Annotated in this window: 24 protein-coding genes and 1 other RNA gene; all 25 read right to left on the bottom strand. The window is 38.2% G+C overall.

Annotation, left to right across the window (positions count from 1 at the left end):
- Positions 1–16 precede the first annotated feature (16 nt).
- The 25 genes from QUE18_RS05205 to QUE18_RS05085 all read right to left on the bottom strand — a co-directional run bounded on the left by QUE18_RS05205 (position 17) and on the right by QUE18_RS05085 (position 23,248).
- Positions 17–703 (bottom strand): N-acetylmannosamine-6-phosphate 2-epimerase, encoded by a 687-nt coding sequence (locus QUE18_RS05205; RefSeq protein ID WP_009202829.1) that lies wholly within the window; start codon positions 701–703, stop codon positions 17–19.
- Positions 687–857, bottom strand: coding sequence for a hypothetical protein (locus QUE18_RS05200; RefSeq protein WP_009202830.1), 171 nt, complete (start codon positions 855–857; stop codon positions 687–689). The genes QUE18_RS05205 and QUE18_RS05200 overlap by 17 nt, the downstream gene beginning before the upstream one ends.
- A 119-nt stretch (positions 858–976) precedes the next feature.
- Positions 977–1,324, bottom strand: an RNA gene (gene rnpB, locus QUE18_RS05195) — RNase P RNA component class A.
- A 22-nt stretch (positions 1,325–1,346) separates the two neighbouring features.
- Positions 1,347–2,999 (bottom strand): nucleoside kinase, encoded by a 1,653-nt coding sequence (locus QUE18_RS05190; protein WP_009202831.1) that lies wholly within the window; start codon positions 2,997–2,999, stop codon positions 1,347–1,349.
- A 32-nt stretch (positions 3,000–3,031) separates the two neighbouring features.
- Positions 3,032–3,823 carry a Nif3-like dinuclear metal center hexameric protein gene (locus QUE18_RS05185; RefSeq protein WP_009202832.1) on the bottom strand — a complete coding sequence of 264 codons (792 nt, stop codon included), beginning with the start codon at positions 3,821–3,823 and terminating at the stop codon, positions 3,032–3,034.
- A complete protein-coding gene (locus QUE18_RS05180) occupies positions 3,813–4,508 on the bottom strand; it encodes a tRNA (adenine(22)-N(1))-methyltransferase (protein ID WP_015530881.1) in 696 nt (231 codons plus the stop codon). The genes QUE18_RS05185 and QUE18_RS05180 overlap by 11 nt, the downstream gene beginning before the upstream one ends.
- Positions 4,509–4,517: 9 nt before the next feature.
- Entirely contained in the window at positions 4,518–5,609 is a 1,092-nt protein-coding gene (gene rpoD, locus QUE18_RS05175) for an RNA polymerase sigma factor RpoD (protein ID WP_008393675.1), read from the bottom strand.
- A gap of 36 nt (positions 5,610–5,645) precedes the next feature.
- Positions 5,646–7,421, bottom strand: coding sequence for a DNA primase (dnaG, locus tag QUE18_RS05170; RefSeq protein ID WP_008393674.1), 1,776 nt, complete (start codon positions 7,419–7,421; stop codon positions 5,646–5,648).
- A gap of 63 nt (positions 7,422–7,484) precedes the next feature.
- Positions 7,485–8,492 (bottom strand): deoxyguanosinetriphosphate triphosphohydrolase, encoded by a 1,008-nt coding sequence (locus QUE18_RS05165; protein WP_040343735.1) that lies wholly within the window; start codon positions 8,490–8,492, stop codon positions 7,485–7,487.
- Positions 8,493–8,547: 55 nt separating this feature from the next.
- Positions 8,548–9,318 (bottom strand): sigma-70 domain-containing protein, encoded by a 771-nt coding sequence (locus QUE18_RS05160; protein ID WP_009202834.1) that lies wholly within the window; start codon positions 9,316–9,318, stop codon positions 8,548–8,550.
- Between the two features lie 14 nt (positions 9,319–9,332).
- Positions 9,333–10,160 carry an undecaprenyl-diphosphate phosphatase gene (locus QUE18_RS05155; protein WP_009202835.1) on the bottom strand — a complete coding sequence of 276 codons (828 nt, stop codon included), beginning with the start codon at positions 10,158–10,160 and terminating at the stop codon, positions 9,333–9,335.
- A gap of 69 nt (positions 10,161–10,229) precedes the next feature.
- The gene (gene rpoZ, locus QUE18_RS05150; protein ID WP_015530879.1) at positions 10,230–10,472 is read right to left on the bottom strand and encodes a DNA-directed RNA polymerase subunit omega; all 243 of its coding nucleotides are present in this window, start codon (positions 10,470–10,472) and stop codon (positions 10,230–10,232) included.
- Positions 10,473–10,483: 11 nt separating this feature from the next.
- Positions 10,484–11,101, bottom strand: a complete 618-nt coding sequence (gene gmk / locus QUE18_RS05145) for a guanylate kinase (protein WP_008393667.1) — start codon at positions 11,099–11,101, stop codon at positions 10,484–10,486.
- A gap of 18 nt (positions 11,102–11,119) precedes the next feature.
- The gene (locus tag QUE18_RS05140; protein WP_040343738.1) at positions 11,120–12,001 is read right to left on the bottom strand and encodes a YicC/YloC family endoribonuclease; all 882 of its coding nucleotides are present in this window, start codon (positions 11,999–12,001) and stop codon (positions 11,120–11,122) included.
- Positions 12,002–12,110: 109 nt separating this feature from the next.
- Positions 12,111–12,653, bottom strand: coding sequence for a Holliday junction resolvase RecU (locus QUE18_RS05135; protein WP_008393665.1), 543 nt, complete (start codon positions 12,651–12,653; stop codon positions 12,111–12,113).
- A 2-nt stretch (positions 12,654–12,655) separates the two neighbouring features.
- Positions 12,656–13,627, bottom strand: coding sequence for an RluA family pseudouridine synthase (locus QUE18_RS05130; RefSeq protein ID WP_009202837.1), 972 nt, complete (start codon positions 13,625–13,627; stop codon positions 12,656–12,658).
- Between the two features lie 9 nt (positions 13,628–13,636).
- Positions 13,637–14,398 (bottom strand): SDR family NAD(P)-dependent oxidoreductase, encoded by a 762-nt coding sequence (locus tag QUE18_RS05125; protein ID WP_009202838.1) that lies wholly within the window; start codon positions 14,396–14,398, stop codon positions 13,637–13,639.
- A 26-nt stretch (positions 14,399–14,424) separates the two neighbouring features.
- Positions 14,425–15,096: an HAD family hydrolase gene (locus tag QUE18_RS05120; protein WP_008393658.1), complete on the bottom strand. Its 672-nt coding sequence runs from the start codon at positions 15,094–15,096 to the stop codon at positions 14,425–14,427.
- Complete coding sequence (locus QUE18_RS05115; RefSeq protein ID WP_009202839.1) at positions 15,097–15,834, bottom strand: pseudouridine synthase; 738 nt, start codon at positions 15,832–15,834, stop codon at positions 15,097–15,099.
- The gene (locus QUE18_RS05110) at positions 15,825–17,186 is read right to left on the bottom strand and encodes an RsmF rRNA methyltransferase first C-terminal domain-containing protein (protein WP_009265052.1); all 1,362 of its coding nucleotides are present in this window, start codon (positions 17,184–17,186) and stop codon (positions 15,825–15,827) included. Before QUE18_RS05110 ends, QUE18_RS05115 begins: the two co-directional genes overlap by 10 nt.
- A gap of 7 nt (positions 17,187–17,193) precedes the next feature.
- Positions 17,194–17,997, bottom strand: coding sequence for a GTP pyrophosphokinase (locus tag QUE18_RS05105; RefSeq protein WP_008393655.1), 804 nt, complete (start codon positions 17,995–17,997; stop codon positions 17,194–17,196).
- A 199-nt stretch (positions 17,998–18,196) separates the two neighbouring features.
- Complete coding sequence (locus tag QUE18_RS05100) at positions 18,197–19,159, bottom strand: beta-ketoacyl-ACP synthase III (RefSeq protein ID WP_009202841.1); 963 nt, start codon at positions 19,157–19,159, stop codon at positions 18,197–18,199.
- 122 nt (positions 19,160–19,281) lie between these two features.
- Positions 19,282–20,754 carry a stage IV sporulation protein A gene (spoIVA, locus tag QUE18_RS05095; protein WP_009265053.1) on the bottom strand — a complete coding sequence of 491 codons (1,473 nt, stop codon included), beginning with the start codon at positions 20,752–20,754 and terminating at the stop codon, positions 19,282–19,284.
- A 112-nt stretch (positions 20,755–20,866) separates the two neighbouring features.
- Positions 20,867–21,742, bottom strand: coding sequence for a shikimate dehydrogenase (locus QUE18_RS05090; RefSeq protein ID WP_009202842.1), 876 nt, complete (start codon positions 21,740–21,742; stop codon positions 20,867–20,869).
- Positions 21,743–21,790: 48 nt separating this feature from the next.
- The gene (locus tag QUE18_RS05085) at positions 21,791–23,248 is read right to left on the bottom strand and encodes a UDP-N-acetylmuramoyl-L-alanyl-D-glutamate--2,6-diaminopimelate ligase (protein ID WP_009202843.1); all 1,458 of its coding nucleotides are present in this window, start codon (positions 23,246–23,248) and stop codon (positions 21,791–21,793) included.
- Positions 23,249–23,272: the final 24 nt, after the last annotated feature.

Genomic DNA, 23,272 nt, shown 5'->3' with positions numbered 1-23,272 from the left:
CCTTTTAAAAATGCTTTTATTTGATAGCATTTGCAAATGATTTTGTGATGAGCTGTGGTCTTGTGATCGCTGAACCTACAACTGCACAAAACGCTCCTAGTTCTAAAACTCTCTTTAACTTTGCTGGTGTATTGATATTTCCCTCTGCGATCACTGGATGTTTTACTTTTGAAAGGATTGTTCTTAAGATTTCAAAATCATTTTCATCGATTTTAAGATCCTTGCTTTGTTTTGTATAGCCAACCATTGTCGTTCCGATAAAATCAAACCCTAATTCATCTGCATGGAGTGCTTCTTCGATTGTAGAACAATCTGCCATTAGTAGTTGATCTGGATATTTTTCTTTGATCTCATGGAAGAACTCATCTAATTTCTGTCCCTTTGGTCGGCTTGAAATTGTTGCATCTAATGCTATGATCTCTGGTTTCGCTTCCATTAATTCGTCAATCTCTTTGATCGTTGGTGTAATATAAATCTCACAGTCATCGTAATTTCTCTTGATGATTCCGATCACCGGAAGATCTACCTGTGTTTTGATCTCTTTGATATCCTCTGGTGTATTTGCGCGGATTCCCGATGCTCCACCCTGTTTTGCAGCAAGTGCCATTCTTCCCATGATGAAAGAAGAATGTAATGGTTCATCTGGCAATGCCTGGCAGGATACGATCAGTTTTCCTTTTAAATTCTCAACTTTCGGATTCATTTTTAATTCCTCCCTTTCCTGCTTTCGTTATCTTTAGTATATCTGTTTTAAAATTAATTTCAAGTTTTTTTGATATTTTGAAAGTTCTTTCACGAATAGCTTGATTTATCCATTTTATCGTCATTTTTATATATATATCTGCAATTTCTTTCAAGATTTTTCTGGTTTCTGAAAGAAATACATTTGTTATAACTTCTTTTTACATATCAAAAAAAGAAGTTGTAAGATCTACTTATGATTTCTCTTACAACTTCTCTATCATTCTTATTCATAATGCTTAGCCAGACGATAAGCCGGGTTATGTCGTTGAATGGTCATCTATCTCGACTTACTGTTACCAGCAAGCTCCAGCGACCCACCTGAAAACAGATCGGGCCGATCTATCGTTTTCATCTCGGTCTTGCTTCGGATGAGGTTTACATATGCCCTGCCTGTTACCAGCCAGGCGGTAAGCTCTTACCTTACCATTTCACCCTTACCACTTACGTGGCGGTATATTTCTGTTGCACTAGCTTGAGGGTTGCCCCTACCGGACGTTATCCGGCATCCTGCCCTGTGAAGCCCGGACTTTCCTCACCGTTTCCCTTTCGTCTGAAACGGCGCGACCATTTGTCCAACTAAGCGCCAATTATTATATCATATCTTACACATCAAAGCAACTACCACCGATAAATTCTCTTAAAAGAGATGTCTTTGGAATTGCTTCGCTTGGAATATTTAAAAAATATTCTAAAAATTTTAATAATCTTTTTGCTTCCTGATATTCTGGACAATCTCTTGGAACCGCAAATAACAAAGGCTCCGCATATTGTTTTAAGACTGCGATCTCGTAGATCTGTGCTGAATTAAACATTACATCTGCTTCTTCCTGATATGGGAAAATATTGTCTTCTTCTCCCTTTCTAACAGAGTCCCATCTGGAGATCGTCTCTCTCGCATCATTTCCTCTTGTCATGGCATCTCGCACGATCCTTCGCAGTAATCTTCCGTCAGAACTTGGGATTCTATTATGTTCATCCAAGTTGATCTGATTCAATGCACTGACATAGATTCTATATTTTGCATCTTCTGGTATTTCATTCGTAAGAGTACCATTTAATCCATGAATTCCTTCCATGACCAGAACATCTTTTTCTCCAATCTTTAATTTGTGTCCGCGATATTCCCTTTTTCCTGAAATAAAGTTATAACTTGGCACATCAATCTCTTCTCCATCTAGCAATTGATTGATATGTTTTGTCAAAAGATCCACATCCAACGATGCGATCGTCTCAAAATTATAATTTCCATTTTCATCTCTTGGAGACAATTCCCTGTCTAAGAAATAATCATCCATAGAAACTGGGTGTGGTGTTAATCCAGCGATTTCAAGCTGAATAGACAATCTGTGGGAAAATGTTGTTTTCCCTGAAGATGACGGTCCTGCGATCAGGATGATTCTCTTATTCTTGCTTACAATCTCATCCGCGATATCCGCTAGCAGTTTTTCCTGCAATCCTTCTTGTAACAAGATCAGATGATTGATATTTCCATGTGTGATCTCATCATTTAAGGCACCTACCGTGTCAACACCCATCGTTTTCGTCCATTCTCTGGAACGCTGCATCACATGGAAAAGTTTTGGCTGTGGTGTAAATGGTACGATTTCCTCTGTCTGTTTCCTTTTGGGAATCTGAAGTACTACCCCATGCTGATAAGCAGACACCAAAAATGCTGGAATATATCCTGTCGATGGTGCCATATATCCATAAAAATAATTATCATATCCGTCTAACGAGTAAATATTCGTCTTTGATTCCCTGCGGAACTGAAATAATTCTTTCTTTCCCTTAAGGCCTATTCTGTCAAAATATTTTGCGGCCTGATCTGTGTCTAACGATCTTTTTGTGATCGGAAGATTCGCTTTGGCTAGCTCTTCCATACGTTTTTGAATGGATTGAGCAAAAGCATCATCTATCACACGATCTTCTAGGAAATCACAAAAAATACTATTTCCGATTGAATAATCTAATGCGATCTTTGTCGTTGCACCAGTTCCAAGCAGATCTTCGCATGCTTTCAGAAACATAAGCGTGGCAGTTCGTTTATATGCCATATACCCTGCCTGTTCTTTTAATGTTACAAAACGCACATGGCAGTCTTTTGTCATAGGAGTAAATAATTCTCTTAACTTTCCATCCATATAGGCAAGCAAAATGATCGGCTCCTGAGGCAGCTGTACCTGCTTCGCAAGATCAGAAAGTGTTGTTCCTTCTTTTACTTCATAAATGCTTTGATTCACTGTGGCTTTGATCATACGCCATCACTTCCTTTTTATATAACTACTATTTAAACAACTTTATAAGGGCTTCCTGCCTTATATGTGATCACATTCATATCACTGAAATGAGTCCTAATCAGATCTTTCATATCATCAATAAATACCTGTTCTAATCCATAATGTCCTGCATCGATCACACACATTCCCATATCGACTGCATCAAGGCCTTCATGATGCCCGATATCTCCAGTTAAAAATACATCTGCTCCTGTACTTTTCGCTTCACTGATCATACTTCTCCCTGATCCTGGAACAACTGCAAGTTTAGAGATCTTTGTATCTAGATTGCCAAATACCATGACATTTTCCAAAGAAAATGCTTCTTTTACTTTCTTTGCGTATTCTCCAACACTCATCTCATCTTCAATCTTGGCAACAATCCCTATTCCTTTTCCAAACGCTTTCTCATTGTGGCTTTTAGATAGCTCAACTGGTCCCTGTATTTCCTTCAAATTCAAGCGATCTGCTACTTGATCTCCCATTCTGCAGACATCGTAACATGTATGCATTCCATATGCACATATATCGTGGCGGATCAGTTTTAATAATTTCTTCTGAAGAAAATCATCACTCGTGCATTTGTTGATCTTTGAAAAAATGATCGGATGATGTGCAAGGATAAAATCTGCCTTTTGATCAATCGCATAATCTACAACTTCATTTGTGATATCTAATACAACTAAAACTTTCTTTATCTCTTTATCTTTATCTCCAACAAGAAATCCCGGATTATCCCAGCCTTCTGCTGTCTCTAACGGAACTTCTGTTTCTAAAAATGTGATCAGTTCTCTACAATTCATAATAACAAAGTGCCTCCATGATATCTCCAAGTAAATCTTCCACTTCTTCTTTTCGTCTTCTGATGTGTTCTTTTGAATCGTCTGTAAGACTTTCTTTGATTTTTGAATATTTGACATATTCCTGATCTAAGTACTCAAGAAGTACTGGATGTTTTGCGAGGATCAGTTCTTCTCCAAAACGATAAAAACACTCTTTGTCATACTGTTGCTTTCCATGAACTGCACGGATCACAACGTAGTATTTTCCATCTTCTTTTAAGAATTCTTCTTCTAAAATCCGAAATCCATGATTATTTAAGAAATGTCTCACTCGTTCTAAATGAGACTGTGGGGATAAGATCAATTCTTTTACATTCGCTAATTTATCAAAGTCCTGCTCTAAGATTCTGACAACCAGATCTCCACCCATTCCTGCGATTACAATAGAATCTACATCATCTTGCGGCAGTTCATGTAATCCATCGGAAAGAATGCAGGATACAACCTCTCCTGCATTCTCTTCTTCAATATGTGTTTTGGCACGGCTTAATGGTTCTTTATTTACATCCATCGCATAAGCTCTCGGGCAGTTTCCATTACTTGTTAAATAGATTGGTATGTATCCGTGATCTGTCCCGATATCTGCCACTACATAACCTTCTGTGACAAAAGATGCGATCGTTTCTAATCTGTTTGATAATTCCATAATCATACCTTAATCTAAATAATCTTTTAACTTTCTGCTGCGGCTTGGATGTCTTAACTTACGCAATGCTTTTGCTTCGATCTGACGGATACGTTCTCTTGTAACGTTAAATTCTTTTCCAACTTCTTCCAGAGTTCTTGCTCTGCTGTCATCCAATCCAAAACGTAATCTTAAGACTTTCTGTTCTCTCTCTGTCAGTGTTCCAAGTACTTCATCTAACTGTTCTTTTAACAGCGTAAATGCTGCTGCATCCGCTGGTACTGGTACATTCTCATCCTGAATGAAGTCTCCAAGATGGCTGTCTTCTTCTTCACCGATTGGTGTCTCTAATGATACTGGTTCCTGAGAGATCTTTAAGATCTCACGAACTCTTTCCACTGGAATATCCATCTCCTCTGCGATTTCTTCTGGAGAAGGTTCTCGTCCAAGTTCCTGAAGAAGCTGTCTGGATACACGGATCAGTTTGTTGATCGTTTCTACCATATGCACTGGAATACGGATGGTTCTTGCCTGATCAGCGATCGCTCTTGTGATTGCCTGACGGATCCACCATGTCGCATAAGTACTGAATTTATATCCTTTGCGATAGTCGAATTTCTCTACGGCTTTAATAAGACCTAAATTTCCTTCCTGGATCAGGTCAAGGAAGAGCATTCCACGTCCAACATAACGTTTTGCGATGCTGACTACCAGACGAAGGTTGGCTTCTGCCAGTTTCTTCTTCGCTGCTTCATCCCCTTCTTCCATTCTCTGTGCAAGTTTGATCTCTTCATCTGCACTAAGAAGAGGTACTTTACCAATCTCTTTTAAATACATACGGACTGGATCTTCGATGCTGACACCATCAGGAACAGCAATTTCTGTTTCATCTTCGATTGGATCATCAAGATCTTCATCATCGTCTGCAACTGCGGCAAGAGTCAGCACATCGATTCCATTTTGTTCCAGATAATCATAGATTGCTTCCATCATATCAGAATTTAGTTTCATATCCTTAAAATATGAATCAATCTGTGCATACTCCAAAAAGTTTTTATTCTTTTTTCCTAATTCCACCAGACCTGCAAGTTTCTCGGTGAACTGTTCCATTGTACCTTCCATAATTCGTCCCTTTCTTCTCTTCCTATTTTAACCAACCTATAATGAAATATGCAGTTTCGCAAGGTTTGCTTTCTCCTTGATCAGATCCTGCCATCTCAAAATATCATTTGTTGCGTTCATCTGTTGTTCAATACTGTCTTCCTTGACCCTTCGCACGATATCATTCAACGCCTTGTCTCGATCTTCCGCTAATGGACTGATCTTTAATGTTGTGTTGAATAATTCTGCAATCTTCTTCTGGTCTTCAAGATCTGTATATTGATTTAATATTTTTCCTGGAATCACTGCTTTCTCTTCTTCGTATTGTTTGAAGAGTAACAATGCCACTCCATGGTAAATCTGTTCATAAAAATCATCGGGGCCGATGATTCCTTCTAGTTTGTCAAATAACTGTGGCTCATTGACCATCCATGTCAATAACAGTTTCTGCGGCTGTTTCTTCTTCTCTTCTTTTGCCTCATTCACTTGCAGACGTCTCTCCTGCTGACGCGGTGTTGTCTGCTGTCTCTGAGCACTGCTGTATCCAGAAGTCCCATAATAATTCACAAGATCTTCCAGATCTTTTGCCCCGATATAATATTCTCTTGAAACAGCTTCAATATAATTCTTGCGTTCTAGCGGTTCTTCAATCGTTGCCAGCAGTTTAGCCGCTTCATGTTGAAACTGTGTCTTCGACTCTGGATCGTCCTGATCATATCTTCCTGCGGCTACTTTTACCTGAAACATAAAACTGCTCATTGCTTTTCTGATTCGTTCTTCCAGTGCTTGTGCTCCTAATCCTTTGATAAATTCATCGGGATCCTTATACGGAGTCAGATCAAGGACACGAACCGTAAGTCCTGCTTCTTTCAAGATCGGTATCGCTCGCAATATCGCTCGCTGTCCCGCCTCATCACTGTCAAATGACAAAATGACATTCTCTGTATATCTCTTAAGCAGCGTCCCATGACCACTTGTAAATGCAGTTCCAAGTGCTGCGACTGCATTTGTAAATCCTGCTTGATGCATGGAAATAACATCCATATATCCTTCACACAAGATAATCTCTTTCTTTCTTGAACTTCTTGCAAAATTCAGTCCGTAAAGATTACGGCTTTTATCAAATAATTTGGTTTCTTTTGAATTTAAATATTTGGGCGAACCATCTCCCATGACTCTGCCTCCAAAGCCGATCACGCGGTTGTTCACATCCATGATTGGAAACATCACTCTGTTCCAGAACTTATCACTTCCACCACGTCTTTCATCGATCGTCACCAAAGCTGAATCTTTCAGATCTTCATCACTGTATCCCTTACTCTTTAAAAATCGATACAGGTCATCATTATAAATATCAGCATATCCAAGACCAAAATGTTTGATCGTAGCATCTGTGATCCCACGGTCTTTTAAATATGCAAGCCCTTTCTGTCCCCGCTTGCTGTGAAGCAGATAATAGAAATAATTGGCTGAAAGTTTATTCATCTCCCGAAGCCTGGCTTTTTCATCCATCGCTCGTTTGGCTTCTTCATTCAATTCCTCTTCCGGAAGTTCCATTCCAGCTCTCTCTGCCAGATATTTTAATGCCTCCGGGAAAGAAAAATTCTCATATTCCATTAAAAATGTAAAAACATTACCTCCGGCTCCGCAGCCAAAGCAGTAATACATCTGTTTATCTCGGCTCACAGAAAAAGAGGGTGATTTTTCATTATGAAACGGGCACAAACCGAAATAAGAACTGCCTTTTTTCTTCAACGGTACATACGTCGAAATCAGATCAACAATATCGTTCCGGCTTCGCACCTCTTCTATGATTTCTTCACCATAAATCAACGCTTGTCCCTCCTTAAAAAATCCCTCTATATATTATTATTCTACACCTTTTTTTATTTTCCTTTATTTTTGCATAAAAAATTTGGGGATAAAAATCTCAGTATATTTCTCAATTGCAAAATGGTCTGTCATTCCAGCAATATAGTCACAAACTGCCACAGGTACATCTCCTGGTTTATCGATCATCTTCTTATTATATTCTGGCAATTGCTCAACATGTATCAGATAATACTCATATAACGGACCAATGATATTCTTGATCTTGTCTTCTTCTTTCTTCGTATTTGGTTCTTCATAAACTCTCTCAAACATAAACTTTCGAAGACCGATCATTGCATCTCTTACTTCCTTTGACATCACAATATCATTCAGATTCTCACTATGTTTTACAATATCAAGCACCATCGTATTGATCCGTTCCCGATATGTTGTTCCAAGGACTTCCGTAAATTCTTTTGGAAGATCTTCTTCCCGTAGAACCTTAGCCCGTACGGAATCGTCAATATCATGGTTGATATATGCAATTTTGTCTGCCAGCCGCACAATTTTTCCTTCTAATGTATGCGGCATGCTGTGCATTGAATGATTTTTCATTCCATCTAAGACTTCCCATGTAAGATTTAATCCCTGTCCATTCTTCTCCAGACACTGAGCAACCCTGACACTTTGTTCATTATGCTTAAATCCTGCTGGATTCATTTCATTTAACACTCGTTCTCCCGCATGTCCAAACGGTGTATGCCCAAGGTCATGTCCAAGCGCGATCGCTTCTGTCAATGTCTCATTGAGATTTAATGCTCTTGCGATCGTTCTGGCATTCTGCGATACTTCCAAAGTGTGCATTAACCTTGTTCGATAATGGTCGCCCACTGGAGATAAAAATACCTGTGTCTTATCTTTTAAACGGCGAAAAGCCTTGCAATGGACGATCCGATCCCGATCCCTTTGGAAACAGGTTCTTATCTCACATTCCACCTCAGGCTTTTTTCTTCCTTTTGTATGGATGCTTTGTGTCGCATATGGACTTAATAATTCCATCTCTGTCTGTTCTTGTTTTTCTCGGATATTCATAAGATCAGCCCTCCAATCTGCTTCCACAAAGCGTTCCATATGATATTTGTTTCTTCTATGACTGTTTAATATCAGCTTCCATCACTGAAAGAGCATCTAGGGATATCTTCATAACCTCTTTGACTTCCTCTTCTGTCATGGACAGATATTTTGCCAGTTCTTCGATCTTTGGTTCTCTTCCAAGTTCTTTTGATAAGAAAGTAGAAGCATCATCCAGACGATTTGCCTTGATTGCCATCGCTTCTCCAACACTGTCAGAACCTCTTTGCATTGCGATCGCATCTAAAATAGAATCTTCTACTGCACTCTTCGCATGTGCAAGGAATCCTTCTGCGTCTTTTCCCTGATAAATTGCCATTGCTTCCAAAAGACCAATATTACCTTCCTGTACAAGATCTCCGAATAAAACACCTTTCCCCGTATGTGTTCTTGCAATTTCAAGAATCTGTGGAAGAAAGCTTTCAATGACTGCTTCTCCATCTCCTTTCTCTACAAGCCATGCATGGATCAGTTCTTTTTGCTCTCCTTCTCCCGGAAGATCCATCTGTTCTAATTCTTCTTCATAGAATCGGATCGCACCCTGTTCTTCTTCCGAAATGTCAGCTTTTTCTTTCGCCTCTTCTTCTGCAACGATCTGTGCTTCATCAACACCCAGAACGCGAATCCCAGCTTCTACAAAACTTGCGATCAGAAGTTTTTTCGCTTCTTCATTTAATTCATAATCGCTAAAATAATCTAATAATTCTTTGTGGTCGATCTGATTACCATTCGTCTTGGCGATCTGGATCATCTCTTCCATATTCTTTAGAAATAAATTCTTATCCATGTTTTACAAACTCCTTATTTGATGAATGCAAAATACACGATCACTAACAGACCGAGTATGATTCGGTATACACCAAATGCTTTAAAGTCATTCTTCTTAATATATCCAAGCAAGAATTTGATCGCTCCGATTGATACAAGAAATGATACAACCATTCCTACGATCAGTACGATCAACTGTGTTGATGTAAATGCAAGACCGAACTTCACGATCTTTAATAAGCTTGCTCCAAACATCACAGGAATCCCTAAGAAAAATGAAAATTCAGCAGCTACTGTTCTAGAACATCCAAGCAAGATTCCTCCAAGAATCGTCGCACCAGATCTAGATGTACCCGGAATTAATGCCAATATCTGAAATACACCGATTCCAAGTGCCATTCCATAGGATAATCTGGAAAGATCATTCATTGGTCTTCTTCTGCTTCGTTTGTTGCGGTTTTCAATAATGATAAATAAAACACCATAGATGATCAGCATTGCTGCTACAACTGGTGGATTATAAAAATGATCGTTCAACCAGTCATCAAACAAAATACCAATAATTGCTGCTGGAAATACTGCAAGAATTACCTTTGTCCATAAAATGATCGTATCCATCTTCTCCTCGTGATTCTTCTTCGGTGAAAATGGATTCAACTTATGGAAATATAAGACAACGACTGCCATGATCGCACCTAACTGGATCACAACATCAAACATCTCCTTAAAGTCAGCTGTCATGTTCAGCTTGATAAATTCATCTGCTAAGATCAAATGTCCTGTACTACTGATCGGTAACCATTCCGTAATCCCCTCAACAATTCCAAGTAATATGGTTTTAAGTAACAAAATAATGTCCATAAAAAACTCCCTGTCTGTACAAATAAGGGTGTTTAGGAATCCCTAAGCACCCTGTTTTCCTTACTGTTTCTATTCTTCTGCTTCTTCGTCATCTCCGAGAATCTTAACTTTTTCTTCCCAAAGTTCTTCAACAGCTGTAGATAATGGTTTTGCACCATCTTTTTCTTCTACTAATGGCATATCTCCTGCGATGATCTGTCTTGCTCTCTTTGCACTTGCAAGCACGATAGAATAACGGCTTGAGATAACTTTCTCTTCTTCACTGTCACCATTGATGACCTTCATTAATTCTGTATATGATGGATGTAACATAATAATTCCTCCTATAGCTGTTCTAATTCTTTTTTTGTTGCTTCTATAAACTTAAGATTATTTCCAAGCAGGCATTCTTTTGCCTGCACAATGGCATGAATTCGATCCGCGCAGTCTTCTACCTGATCATTGATCACGATATAATCATATTTATCCATGTCTTCTGACTCTTCTTTGGCGCGATTTAAACGTTTATTGATCACTTCCTCAGATTCTGTGCCTCTGCCTACTAAGCGTTCTTTGATCGCAGCTGCACTTGGTGCTGTAATAAAGATCAACAATGCATCCTCATATTGCTTCTTAATATTAAATGCACCCTGCACCTCAATCTCTAAGATTACATTATGTCCTGCGGCAAGTTCATCTTCCACAAACTTTCTTGGCGTTCCATAATAATTGTCCACATATCTGGCATATTCAATAAATCCATTATAATCGATCAGATTTTTAAAATCATCCACGGTCTTGAAAAAATACTCTCTGCCATCAACTTCACCTTCTCTTGGTTGTCTTGTTGTTGCAGAAATTGATAAACTATATCCATATTTTTCTACCAGTTTCTTTGCCACCGTTCCTTTTCCAACTCCAGAAAATCCGGAGATTACCAGTAATGAACCTCTCTTTTCCATGATCTTTCCCTTCTTATCTTACTCTATGTTCTGAATCTGCTCTCTTACTTTCTCAACATTCGTCTTCAGTTCGATTGCATGATCCGCAAGATCGACATCACTTGATTTGGATAAGATCGTATTCGCTTCTCTGTTCATCTCCTGTGCCATGAAATCAAGTTTTCTTCCGATGCTTTCATCGCTTTCCAACACATCTGTCATAGAGCTGATATGACTTTGCAATCTTACGATTTCCTCATCAACAGCGATCTTATCTGCATACAATGTAACCTCTGCTGCGATCCTGTTTTCTTCGATCGTTGAGTCTTCTAAAAATTCTTTCACTTTTTCTTCTAATTTGCTTCTGTATTCCGCAATGATCTGTGGAGAACGTTCCTCAATAAACGTCACATCTGCTGCCATCTGATCAAGTTTGCCTAAAAGATCTCTCTTAAGGTTTGCTCCTTCAATCGTTCTTGTCTCTACAAACTTCTCCGCAGCCTGTCTTAATGCAGCTTCTAGCAACTCCCACCATACTTCTTCATCTTGCTGTACTTCCTCAATTGTTACAACCTCTGGATATTTGGCGAGGGCTTCTGCAGTGATCTTGGTTTCAATGTTAAAATCTTCCTGCATCTTTTTAAATACCTGCATATATTCTTCTGCCATTGCCTGATTATAATGGAGACTTACCGCTGTCTCTGACAAATCTTCATAAGACACATAAATATCAATCTTTCCACGGCTTGCGTATTCTTTCATGATATTACGGATATTTGCCTCAAACATGGCTAATTTCTTGGGAAGTTTTAATGAGATGTCACAATATCTGTGGTTGACGGATTTCATCTCCACTGTGACCTTCTGATTCTTGTCATTGGACACTTCCCCATGTCCAAATCCTGTCATGCTTCTGATCATAAAATCTATCCTTTTCTGCACTGCGGTTTAAAATCCACAGCTTTTCTTTTTCGTCAATGTTATATTATACGCAAAATTTTGCTTCTCGTCAATGTTTTCGACACGAATCTTATTGATCTTTTTGCTCTAATACTTTTTGCAGACATTCCAGATAATGAAGGATCATTCCCTGCTTTAGTGGAACAAAAAAACCAATATCTAATTCTTCATATTTGAAATGTTTCACTCCACCTTCTTTTGCACGATTCCAGTACTTCATCATCTCCTGAAATGACATATAATAGCAAACATGCCTTGATGTAAAATAGATCAACAAAAAACTGATTCCACCCTGTTCTTCATATTGTCTCATAAACTCTACCTGATGTTCATGAATATTCTGAAGTGGAAATATGTCTTTTGCACATTCTTTTGCATCAAAACAAATAGGAATTCCTTGCACAACCCCAATATAATCAACAGTACTCTTCTGATCAAAATAAGCAAGCGTAATATGACGTTTTGTCTTATCAAATCTGACTGGCTTGATCGATGTCGGTATTTTCTGCACAAGAGCAAGTTTCTGTTGCCTGTATTTTTCATTCGTATAGTTGATCAACTCTTCAAGGACCGATCCTCGAAGTCCCTTTACATTCCATTTATCTTCTGCCATGACTATGCTCTCCCAAACAAGTCATTTTTAATCATATCAAATCGCTTCGGAAGTGGTGCTTGAATTTTCTTTCCGGATAAATTTTTGCACATTTTCATATCTCGTGGAAAAACAATCTCTGTACAATGAAGCAGCTGATCTTTTAATCCAAATCTCTGTTTCATCTCCTGATTGATCTTTTTATCGCCATATTTAAAATCTCCGATCAACGGATGTCCAATACTTGCAAGATGCGCTCGGATCTGATGGGTCTTTCCTGTGATCAGTTCGACTTTCAATAGTGTAAATTCATCATTTGATATCACTGGCTCATAAGCTGTCTCAATATGGCTTGCTCCTGCGATCTCCTGTTTTGATACCTTTACCTTGTTTGTTTTTTCATCTTTCTTTAAATAAGCACTGACTTTTTGTGTTCTTTCAAGTTTTCCTTTTACGATGCAAAGATAGTATTTTTCCATATCACGATGTTTTAGCATTTCTGCCATCGTCTGTAATCCTTCTATAGAAATCCCACAAATGATGATTCCTGTTGTATTGCGGTCCAATCGGTTACAAATCGATGGTTTTACTACCTGCAATTCCTTTTCACTGATCAACCCTTGGTTCACTGCATATGGGATGATCTGGTCATTGATGGAAATATCCTCTGGTTTTGATTTCTGTGACAAAATTCCCCATGGTTTATTGACCATAATGACATTCTCATCTTCATATAAAACATCAAGTTTGATCTTTTGCTTTCCTGCTTTAACTTCTTCACGGAACTTGTTGATCGTATCTTCTGCAAGATAAATACACACCTGATCTCCTTGAGATAATTTCTCATTTCCCGTTGCTTTTTTGCCGTTTAACTTGATATTTTTCTTTCGAAGCATCTTGTATACAAAACTCTTTGGAGCTTTATTTAAATATTTCGAAAGAATCTTATCTAATCTCTGTCCTTCTTCTCTTGTCGTTATGTTTAATTCTCTCATTTTATATCCTTATTTACCCATGATTTTTGCGATCCATCTTCCAGGAAGAAGCTTGCAGATAACCCTAGTTACTTTCATCGTCATTCCATAAACAGATACTGCTTTATTTTTTCTCGCATCACGGATTGCTTTTCTTACAACTTTCTTTGGATCTGCCATTACGAATTTCTTATAAAATTTCATCTCTTCCTGTTCATATGCACGGTCAAAAAACTCTGTTTTTACTGGCCCTGGACATACTGCGATCACCCTGATCCCTTGATAGGACAGCTCCTGCCGCAATGCAATAGAGAAACTTTTCACATATGCTTTGGTTGCTGCATAAACTGTGAAATTCGGCTGCGGAGCAAATCCCGCAGAAGATGCCATCTGATAAATAAAAGATCCTCTTCTTAAATATGGCAATACAAGATATGTAATTCTTGTTAATGCTTCACAGTTTAAATGGATCATTCCTGCCGCATCTTCCTCTGTCTGATGTTCAAAAGACCCCGAAATCCCATATCCAGAAGCATTCACTAAAATTCTTACAACTGGCTGTTCTTTTGCAAGAACCATTTTAAGACGTTCAAAGCTTTCTTGCTCCATAAGATCTAATGGAAGAATCCTCACTCTTGTTCCAATGATTTCTTTTCTTAGTTCTCTTAGCCGCTCTCTTCGTCTGGCAACGACCCATATTTCATCAAGCCCCTTGTATTTCTTCGAGATCTCACGGACAAATTCTTTTCCTATTCCGGAGGATGCTCCGGTTACCAATGCGATATTTCTCATATAATCATCCTTTCTCCTGGCATCTGTTATTTCTTTAATACCTCATAGGTTCCATCTAGTATGTCATAATATGTATTAATATAATAATCTGCAATTTCTTTCTTTTCTTTCACTGATCCTTGAGAATATGGATCTTTCACTGCACACACTTCCATTCCTGCACGTTTCCCTGCCAAAATCCCATATGGAATATCTTCAAAGACCAATGCATCCTTTGGTCTGGTATCGATCATCTTTGCTGCATGCAAATAAACATCCGGTTCCGGCTTACTTCTTGGAACTTCATCGGACGTGCAGATATAATCAAATGCATCCAAAATCCCATTGGATCTTAAACAATCTTTCGCCAGCTTTCTTGAATTGCTTGTTGCGATTCCAAGTTTCATATTCTGTTTTTTTAACAACTCAATAAATTCTTTCACGCCCTCTTTTAAACGAATTTCATTGATATAGATTTCGGAAGCCATACGATTCCATGTTCCCATGATCTCTTCGATCGTAAGCGGCAACGGAAAATGTTCCTTAAAATAAACTGCTGTTTCATGAAAACTATATCCCTCTAATTTATCATTTAACCCTTGCGGAACTTCCAATCCATATTTTCCCAAAAAGCGAATATCAATCTCTCTCCAGATCCACATGGAATCAACTAATGTCCCATCAAGATCAAAGATTACTGCTTTTTTATTCTCTAACATTTATCTCCTATGCTCCTTTAGTTCTTGTAACTCTGCCTTCGTTAATCTTCGGTATTCTCCAAGCTTTAACTCTTCATCCAATTTTAATGATCCCATTGACAGCCTTTTTAAATATAACACTTCACTTCCAACAGCTTTTACCATCCGTTTTACCTGATGAAATTTCCCTTCCATGATCGTGATCAGAACCTCTGATTCTTGTACATCTGCTTTAAGGATCTGAAGTCTTGCTTGTTTTGATCTTTCGCCATTGCCAATATCCAGACCTTCTTTGAATCTGGCGATCTCATTTTCGCCAAACTGCCCTGAAACTTTTGCAAAATATACTTTATCCACATGTTTTCTTGGCGAAAGAATTTCATGTGCCAGCATTCCATCATCCGTTAATAATAATAATCCTTCTGTATCTTTATCCAATCTTCCTACGGGGAACAATCTGTCTTTATAATCTTCATGGATCAGATCGAGTACAGTCTGATCATGATGATCCTTCGTTGCAGATACAACCCCTTGTGGTTTATGTAACATCAGATAATGGAACTGTTCAAACTGAATCAGTTTGTGGTCAAATTCTACCTGATCTTGTTCTGCATCCACCTTATATTCTGGTTTCTTGATTGCTTCTCCATTAACCACAACTTTACCCTTTTTGACAGACTCTTTCGCTTCTTTTCTTGTCATATTTAAACTGTCACACAAAAATTTGTCTAATCTGGTTTTCTTTGCCATTATAACCATCTCCAGCTGGAAGAATACTTATTCTTCAGTCGTCCTTTTTTAATCTTCGCCCATCCTAATGGAAATTCATTTGTTCCAACCAGATGAATTCCTTCGGTATTTGTATCTACGTCTAATGTCTCACATTTTAAATATTTGACCGTATTCTCATCGTTGATGTCAAACGAAAGATATGGTTCATACTCATTGGCCGCCAACGCTACTGCAAATGACTGACTCGGTTCGAATCTTCCTTTTTTCATCTCTCCTAGATAAAGACCTTTCCTTAGAACTCTTACTTTCTTCATCTCTGGAATATCTTCTTTTAGGTAAAACAATTTTCCTTGATGTTCTCTAACATGACTCCAGTCAATATCCATCTTACAGTTTTTGAAGAATTCTTCTGTCTCTGGTGTCAGTTTTACTTTCTTAATCTTTTCGTATTTGAATGTTGGCTGTTCTCCGTCTGCTTTCTTCAATAAGGCAAGAAAATGTCCTTCTCCTTTGATCTTATGTGGCCATAATCGAATGCATTGTTTGATGTCTTCTCTTCCTGTCAAAGTCCATTCTGGGTGTCCGTGGTCAAATCCTTCACACATCTTCATTGGCACAAGAGAAAGATCTTCATTCTTCTCTAAGAGATATTCGATCACCTGTTCATTTTCTTCGGGTGAAAATGTGCAGGTAGAATAAAGTAGCATACCACCTGGCGCTAATAGCTTGATCGCATCATCAACGATCTCTCGCTGTAATTTTGCATAAGGTTCGCTTCCTTTCTGCTGCCAGTTCTTGATCTCATTATTCCCCTTTCGAAACATTCCTTCTCCAGAACATGGAGCATCAATTAGGATCTTATTAAAAAATCCTGTCATTGATGGTACTAAATATTTGGCTTCCGTACAAAGGATCATATCATTACGGATGCCAAACATCTCGATATTGCGGATCAGAGCTTTCGTTCTTGAGATACTGACATCATTCGATACCAGTAATCCTTCTCCCATTAACTTTGCTCCAAGTTCTGTAGACTTTCCACCTGGTGCCCCACACAGATCAAGCACACGGTCTCCCGGTTCTACGGGCAGGTAGGAAGCTGGTGTCATCGCACTTGGTTCCTGTATATAATATAATCCAGCATGATAATATGGATGTTTTGATGGTTTTTCTTCCCTGTCTACATAAAATCCATTATCTGTCCAAGGCACTTTCGTCACATGAAACGGACAGATCTTCAAAAAGTCTTCCACTGAGATCTTTAGTGTATTGACTCTGATCCCATAATATGCAGGATCATCTAAATGCTTCTCATATTCCGAAAAATCCTCGCCCAATAGACGTCTCATCTTCTCTTCAAATAATTCTGGTAATTTCATATTCTTCTTAAGAAATGCTCTGAGCACGATATCCTTCTGCAATAATATCCAACTGTTTATTAAAATGCTCTAAGCGTTCCATATCTCCTGTCTCATATATTTTATAAAATTCATCCTGAATCTTTAATACTTCATGACGATTCGCAACTTTATATAAATTCTGCATCGTATGAAGGATCTCAGATACAAGATTTGACTTCTTACGGAATGAATCCTGTGCATCCATGATCTCATCACGAACTGTTGACATCTCATGATCTAAGACATCGATCGCATCTGATGCAACTAATAATTTATCTGTCACATGCTGTGGAATATCCCCTTTATACTTATACTGTAAAGAATGTTCCACGGTTGCCCAGAAATTCATCGCAAGTGTACGGATCTGTATCTCTGCCTGTATCCGCTTCTTCCCATAAATCGTATTCACTTCATAATAGATGATCACATGATAGCTTCGATATCCGCTGTCTTTGGAATGTGAAATATAGTCTTTGTGGCTCTTGATCTCCATATCAGAACGACTCTCTATGATCTCTAATACACGATCAATGTCTTCCACAAACTGACAGATCAAACGTATTCCCGCAATATCTTCCAGTTCTTTTTCTACATCATTGACATTGATCTTCTTTCTCTGCATCTTATCCAAAATACTTGAGATAGATTTTACACGTCCATCGACTTGCTCGATCGGTGAATATCTTCCGACATTTCTGTATTCTCTTATAATATGTCGAAACTTTAACACAAGTTCATCAACTGCCAGCTCATATGGGGTGAGCATTTCTCTCCATAACTGTAATTCCATGAATTCCCTCCTGTACTTATCCACTCATTATATCATATTTTAACTTCAAAAAGAATCTTGTATTACAGGATTCTTTCTTCTTACTTCATATTTTTTATTTCATTGAAATTTCCTATGCAATAAAAAAATAGTCAACTCCTATCATCTTATATGAAAGCTGACTATTTTTATCTTCATTTGTATCGTATTTGTTTGCTTCTTACCATGTAAGATAAACAGAACCCCAAGTAAGTCCTCCGCCAAAACCACTTAAAACAATCTTATCTCCTCGGTTTAGCATTCCTTTTTGATTGATCTCATCTAAAAGAATCGGAATCGTTGCTGATGAAGTATTCGCACAACGGTCTATATTCATCGGGAACTTTTCAATTGGCTGCTTCAATCTTCTCGCTGCTGCTTCAATGATCCTTTTGTTAGCCTGATGTAATACAAAATATTTGATTTCTTCTTTGGAAACGCCTGCTTCATCAAGGACTTTGTTAATACTCTTTGGTACCATACGTGCTGCAAATTTGAATACTTCCTGCCCATCCATGGCAACCTGTTGCATTGAAGAATCATCCTTTACTAAGAGATTGTTTAAATGTCTTTCTTCACATGTTAAAACATCTCCTCGTGCTCCATCAGATCCTGCATCGATAAAGATTTCTCTTTCTTCATCCGCTTCCACGATCGCGCATCCTGCACCATCTCCAAATAATACACAAGTACTGCGGTCACTCCAGTCAAGAATCTTAGAAAGTGTCTCAACCCCAATGATCATCATCTTCTTACCCATTCCTGCTCTCGCATATGCAACTGCTGTATTTAATCCAAAAACGAATCCTGAACATGCTGCATTAATATCCATACAGACTGCATTGACAGCTCCGATTCCTTTCTGTACCTGACAAGCCGTACTTGGTGTTGCATAATCTCCTGATAATGTTGCAACGAAAATATGATCTAATTCTTCCGCACTGATTCCTGCATCTTCTAATGCTTTCTCTGCAGCTTTCACTGCCATCGTTGATGTTGTATCTTCAATCGAAATGTGCCTGCTGCGAATCCCTGTCCTGGATGAAATCCATTCATCACTTGTATCCATCACTTTGGAAAGGTCATCGTTGCTCACTGATTTTTCTGGAAGAAAACTTCCTGTTCCTAATATTTTTACAGACATAACTACTCCACTTATCTTAATCGCTTCTTTTTTTCTCTTCTTGATCTGTACTCATAAATGACAGATCAAAAACACTTTGTCTATCAAAGTATATTCTTTTTCCATCCGTTTGTCAATTGTTCTTAGATAATGATACAGACAAGACCGCCATTACTTTCATTTATGATCTTTTCCATTGTATCCTGAAGCTTTTGCTGACTCTCATCTGTCATTTTTAATGCCTTCGTCTGCATACCGTCTCCAACCAGCTGTTCTAACGTCTTTCCAAAAATATTGACATCCCACATACTTTCCCCTGGCTGATTCGATCCCTGCTCAATATAGTCCATCAGATCTTTTGCCTGATATTCTTCCCCAACGATCGGAGCGATCTCCGTTGAAATATTTGCACGGATCATGTGAATAGAAGGTGCACTTGCCTTAATTTTTACTCCGTATTTACTTCCATGTTTTACAATCTGCGGTTCTTCTAATACAATTTCTTCTTTCGTCGGTGTCACAACACCATATCCTCTTTGTTTTACTGCCGCCAATGCTTCTCCAACTTCTTCGTACTCTTTCTTTTTCTTTGCTAATTCTCCCATGATCTTGATAAATTCATATTCATTGCGAATCTCCATCCCTGTTGTTTCACTTAAAAATTCATAATAATATACATCCCCAACTTTTACTGTGATGACCACTTCCCCACTGTCCATCGCAACAGATTCTAGTTTCTGCCCCGTTATGTACTCATATTCTTTTTCTTGTTCTTCATAAATGTCTCTCATTGTTGTTTTTTCTGTGATCACATCTCTGGCCATTTGAAGTAATTCCATTTTTAATGGATGATCTTTCTTTAACATCTCTGTCCATCTTGGAACATAAAATCCAATTGATGAAATCGGAAATTCCATCAACACACTCTTTATAATTTCATAAATATCCTCTTTTTTCATCTGTTCTAAATTCATTGGTAGCACTTTTGTCTGATATTTTTCTTCCTTTTCAGCCGCTAGCTGCTTTGTGCTTTCTGAATATGGATGAATCGTATTTAATAAAACAACAAATGGCTTTTTCAATGCTTTCAGTTGTTTGATCGTTTCTTCTTCCGCTGGCTCATATTGTTTTGCTGCAATTTCCCCAAAAGAACCATCACAAGTTACAACTACACCGATCGTTGAATGTTCCGTGATCACTTTCTTTGTTCCAATTGCCGCTGCTTTCGTAAATGGTATTTCATAATCAAACCAAGGTGTTTTTACAAGCCTCTCTTCTTCTCCTTCCATGTGTCCTGTAGCGCCTTCCACCATATATCCCACACAATCGATCAGTCGGACATTTAATTCGATTCCTTCTTCCGTCTTTATTGATACTGCTTCATTTGGAACAAATTTCGGTTCTGTTGTCATGATCGTTTTACCACTTGAAGATTGTGGAAGTTCGTCATTTGCACGATTTCTGTCGTTTTCATCTTCGATATTTGGCAATACCATTAGATTCATAAAACGTTTGATAAATGTACTCTTTCCTGTTCGCACCGGACCAACAACACCAATGTAAATCTCTCCGTTTGTCCTTGCTTTCATATCCTTATATACATTAAACTGATCCATAAGTTCCTCCTTTATAGACTGATAAAGTATATGAAGACAATAAGAAAAAAAGACCAGAAATCTGCTTATTACAGTTTCTGATCTTTTTGTTTCCATATATGATCTATGTATCTTATACTCCCTGGAAGAATCTTTCTTTCACTTCATCAACTGGCATATCTTTCCCTGTAAATAATTTGAAAGATGCAACTCCCTGCCATAATAGCATTCCTTTTCCTGGAACTGTGATACATCCATGTTCTTTTGCTTCTCTTAAGAATTTTGTCTCTTCTGGATTATATACAACATCAGCTACAACTAATCCTTCATGAAACATTGTTGTATCTGAGATCACTGTTGTATCTTCTTTTGGTTTCATTCCAAGTAATGTTCCATTAACTAAAATATCTGCTGCATCAATCTTTTCACGCATTGTATCTTTCGCATCGAGATCATATAATTCTACCTGACATTCTGGTACCTTAGCTTTGATCTTCTCTACCATCTTCTGGGCTCTCTCGAAAAATGGATCTCTTGGGTTAAAGATCGTGATAGATTTTGCTCCATCTAATGCACACTGTACCTGAATCGCTGTTGCTGCTCCACCTGCTCCAAAGATTACGATATCTTTTCCTTCAACGCCGATTCCATGATCTTTTAAGTTTGCAACAAAACCTTCACCATCTGTGATATGTCCGTATAATTTTCCGTCTCTGTTTACAATTGTGTTAACGGCACCGATCAATTCTGCTGCTGGTGATAATTCATCCATATTCTGAGCTGCTGCTGTTTTATTTGGCATTGTAACATTACATCCCTGAATATTTAACAGACGCATGGATTTTACGAATTCTGGCACTTCCTCTTCTTTAATATCAAAGGCAAGATACGCTCCATCGACTCCACATGCCTGAAAACCGTAATTCTGCATTGCTGGTGATGCGGAATGTGAAACCGGTGAACCAATCAATCCGAATAATTTTGTTGTTCCTGAAATTCTTGCTTCCACGTTTGTAATTCTCCTTCGTTTCTTTATATATTTCAAAAGACAGATGTTTTATCTTCCTTCGATAATTTCCTGGATCAGATCTCTCTCATCCATATGATGTTTCACACCTTTGATCTCCTGATAGTCTTCATGCCCTTTTCCGGCAAGAATAACAATATCTCCTGCTCCAGCATGTTCCATACAATATTTGATCGCCTCTTTACGATCTGGGATCGTAACATATTCTCCATCTGCTTTGTGAACCCCGATCAAAATATCGTTGATGATATCCATTGGTTCTTCATTTCTTGGATTATCAGATGTTACAACGGTAAGATCTGCAAGTTTTGAAGATACTTCTCCCATCTCATAACGTCTTGCTTTTGCACGGTTTCCACCGCATCCAAATAAGCAGTAGATCTTCTTAGGGTTATATTTACGGATCGTTGTTAAAAGACTTTCAAGACTCATAGCATTATGTGCATAGTCGATCATTAATGTGTAATCTCCTGGAGTCTTGATGATCTCCAAACGTCCTTTGACCTGAATTGTATTCAATGCTGATAATACATCTTCTTTGACAATTCCCATATGGCGGCAAAGAGAGATTGCTGCCAAGGAATTATAAACTGTAAAGTCTCCTGGGATATCTACATGTACGTTATATTCCTGTTTTCCTTTGAGATCGTAAGCAACTCCAAGGTATCCAGGTTCCTGAATTCTTGTAATATTTTCTGCATAAACATCGTTTGTATCCTTCATTCCATATGTTTCGATCGCACATGTATGATCTTTGATGATTCTTTCTACATAGTCATCATCTCCATTGACAATTCCTTGTTTACACTGCTTAAATAACAGACTCTTACAATGAATATAGTCGTCCATATCTTTATGTTCATTTTCCCCAATATGGTCTTCTGCAAGGTTTGTAAAAATTCCATAATCAAATTCAAATCCACTTGTTCTATGAAGCATCAATGCCTGAGAAGATACTTCCATAACAACATTTTTCAATCCTGCGTCCGCCATCTTACGGAAAGATTCCTGTACGATATAAGATTCTGGTGTTGTATTGACGGATGGAATTCTCTCATCTCCGATGATTGTCTCAATCGTTCCGATCAATCCTGTTTTCTGTCCTGCATGTTCTAGGACTGCACGGATCATATACGTTGTTGTTGTCTTTCCTTTGGTTCCTGTGATACCGATCGTTGTCAGTTCTTCTGATGGATATCCAAAGTATGCTGCTGACATCTCGGCTAAAGCAAGTCTTGTATTATCAAACTTGATCACTGTCAGATTTTCTGGTACTTCTACATCTTTTTCTACTACGACTGCTGCCGCTCCAAGTTCAGCAGCCTGTGCTACAAATTTATGACCATCAAAGGCTGCTCCGCTGATACATACAAATACACTGCCTTTTTCAATCTTTCTTGAATCATATACTAATGTAGAAATCTCTACATCTTCACTTCCCTGCACGAGGGTATATTCTGAACGTTCTAATAATTCTTTTAAAATCATGTTCTATCTCCAATAATTCTTCTG

Source organism: Anaerostipes hadrus ATCC 29173 = JCM 17467 (assembly GCF_030296915.1).
GTDB lineage: Bacteria > Bacillota > Clostridia > Lachnospirales > Lachnospiraceae > Anaerostipes > Anaerostipes hadrus.
The sequence above is the reverse complement of the archived record's forward strand: the minus strand, read 5'-3'. Positions and strand labels throughout refer to the sequence as shown.